This window comes from Leptothrix ochracea L12, from assembly GCF_000262525.1.
Genome location: NZ_JH660676.1, coordinates 3,178 through 5,759 on the forward strand (window position 1 = coordinate 3,178; position 2,582 = coordinate 5,759).

The 2,582-nt window shown below is 49.7% G+C and carries 3 protein-coding genes and 1 pseudogene; 3 read left to right on the forward strand and 1 reads right to left on the reverse strand.

Annotated elements, in window-relative coordinates; all coding sequences use genetic code 11:
* Window positions 1-148 precede the first annotated feature (148 nt).
* On the reverse strand, window positions 149-721 hold the full coding sequence (locus LEPOCDRAFT_RS01130; RefSeq protein ID WP_009453352.1) for an exodeoxyribonuclease III: 573 nt from the start codon (window positions 719-721) through the stop codon (window positions 149-151).
* 16 nt (window positions 722-737) lie between these two features.
* Between LEPOCDRAFT_RS01130 and pyrE the strand changes: the two genes are divergently transcribed.
* From pyrE to LEPOCDRAFT_RS02975, 3 genes and pseudogenes are all read left to right on the forward strand, one after another.
* Window positions 738-1,430: an orotate phosphoribosyltransferase gene (gene pyrE / locus LEPOCDRAFT_RS01135; RefSeq protein WP_009453353.1), complete on the forward strand. Its 693-nt coding sequence runs from the start codon at window positions 738-740 to the stop codon at window positions 1,428-1,430.
* Window positions 1,431-1,498: 68 nt separating this feature from the next.
* The gene (locus LEPOCDRAFT_RS01140; RefSeq protein WP_245526368.1) at window positions 1,499-2,110 is read left to right on the forward strand and encodes a DUF4124 domain-containing protein; all 612 of its coding nucleotides are present in this window, start codon (window positions 1,499-1,501) and stop codon (window positions 2,108-2,110) included.
* A 46-nt stretch (window positions 2,111-2,156) separates the two neighbouring features.
* Window positions 2,157-2,447 (forward strand): annotated as a pseudogene (locus LEPOCDRAFT_RS02975) (endonuclease/exonuclease/phosphatase family protein); the annotation flags it as partial.
* Window positions 2,448-2,582 lie beyond the last annotated feature (135 nt).

A 2,582-nucleotide genomic window follows, 5' to 3' on the forward strand; every position in this document is an offset into this window, starting at 1 on the left:
TATACGTGACTTGTCAACGCACTTGTGCTGATACTTTTTGTGGCTATTTGATAATCGATGCGCCAGCCGACGTATTTTTTCTTGGCTTGACCTCTTTGGCTCCACCATGTGTATTGCTCTTGCATGGGGTATAAAGATCTGTAAATATCTATAAGGCCGAGCCCATCGAAAATATGATCCATCCAGGCACGTTCTTCTGGTAAGAACCCACATTTTTTACATTGCCTTTCCAGTTTTTGATATCAATATTCTTGTGGGCAATATTAAGATCTCCCATGAGAATAAATTCTCGTTCTGATTTCATGCGAGTCAATATCGGCAAAATAACATTCAGAAAACGGAATTTGGCTTGTTGTCGATCTTCACTGGAAGACCCACTTGGAAAGTATGCGCTCACAATCGAAAGCTTTCTAAATGGGGTATCGAAGCGTGCTTCTAACCAGCGACCTTCGGCGTCAAATTCAGCATCATTCATCCCCGTGTAAAGTTCGCTGGGTTCGTGAATGGAGTAGATGCCAACGCCTGCGTAGCCGTTTTTCTGCCCGCAGTGAAAGTAGCCTTTCATCCCCCCGAGGGTGTCAAATCGATTCGATATGTCACTTGGTTGGGCTCTAATCTCTTGGACACCCATACAATCGGGTCGAATGGATTCGATCCATGCTGCTAGCCCTTTACTGGTGGCTGATCGAATGCCATTGAGGTTTAAACTGATCAAACGCACTTGCTGGTTTCCTGAAATGACTGTCGATAATTTGCCAACTCATCGCGATAGCTTGGCGCTAGATTTTGTGACTTTTGCTGTTGAGTCGGGTGTCTTGCGCTTTGGTGAATTCAAGACCAAGGCAGGGCGGATGTCTCCCTATTTTTTCAATGCGGGGCTGTTTGATGATGGAGCCAAGCTTGGGCGCCTGGCTGGATTTTATGCACGCCGCTTGATGGCATCAGGTGTGGCCTTCGACATGATCTTCGGGCCGGCCTATAAGGGCATTACGCTTGCTTCCGCTGTGGCTGTTGAGTTGGCACGTTTGGGCGTGAATGTTCCTTACGCATACAACCGCAAGGAGGCCAAGGACCACGGCGAGGGCGGTACTTTGGTCGGGGCTCCGATGCGTGGGCGGGTGCTGATTATTGATGATGTGATCTCGGCCGGAACCTCTGTGCGTGAATCGATCGCCTTGATTCAAACCGCAGGCGCACAGCCATGTGCGGTGTCCATTGCACTTGATCGCCAAGAAACGGCTTGCGTCGCAGGGGTTGAATCTACGCAATCAGCTGTGCAATCTGTGCAACAAGAACTGGGTTTACAGGTCGTCGCTATCGCAACGTTGACTGATTTGCTGCAGTATCTCGCTCAGCAGAGCGACCCAGCTCTAGCCGCCTACCTGCCTCTGGTGGAGGCCTATCGTCAACGTTATGGAGTGCATGGGTGAAAGGTTCATTACACGTTGAAATGTTTCGGACGATCTTGCGGTTCGTCTGTGTGTGGACACTGCCCGTCATGGCGGTTGCCCAGGGCAGCATTTTTACGTGTACGGATAACAAGGGTCGCCGCCTAACGTCGGACCGACCTATTGCAGAGTGCACCGACCGAGAACAACGGGTACTCAATAGCGATGGTTCTGTCCGTCAAGTGGTGGGGCCCACCCAGACCGCTGAGGAGAAGTCGATCGCCGATGAGGCTCAACGCCGGCGCCAAGCCTTGGAGACGGCTCGCAAGGATGCGATTCGGCATGATCGAAATTTGCTGAATCGATATCCGAACGAACGAGCGCATCAAAAAGCACGCGAGGGGGCGCTCGATACGATGCGCAAGGCCTTGAAATCGAGCGAAGCCCGTTTGGCCGAGTTGGAGCGTGAACGTAAAACGCTTCAGAATGAGGCTGAATTTTATAAAGGGCGTGAACTGCCAGCCAAGTTGACGGGGCGGTTCGAATACAACCAATCGGCTTCTGAAGCGCAGCGTACGCTGGTACAGAACCACCGGGCCGAGGTCAGTCGCATTGATGCGATTTATGACGACGAATTGGCTCGGCTACGCAAACTTTGGGCGGGGGCTCAACCCGGCTCGATTCCTTTTGCCTTGCCCGCTTCAAATGCGGGTTATCCATAATAGATTGTCAGAACGTGAAATGCATGGCATACCGTTGTAACGGCTGAAAGGCAATGTAAAAAATAGTGGGTTCTTACCAGAAGAACGTGCCTGGATGGATCATATTTTCGATGGGCTCGGCCTTATAGATATTTACAGATCTTTATACCCCATGCAAGAGCAATACACATGGTGGAGCCAAAGAGGTCAAGCCAGAAAAAATAACGTCGGCTGGCGCATCGATTATCAAATAGCCACAAAAAGTATCAGCACAAGTGCGTTGACAAGTCACGTATATACAAATGAAAAATTCAGTGATCACGCACCGTTGATTGTCGATTACGATTTCACAATTTGATCATGATCAAAAAAATTCTGCGCTCAAGCATCCTTAAAGCAATCGTTGCATCGGCCGCAATCATCATCGCAACCTTGGCAATTGCAATGTTTTTGGTGGCCATAACCCTGACTCCAAAATCTCCAGAACAAGCAT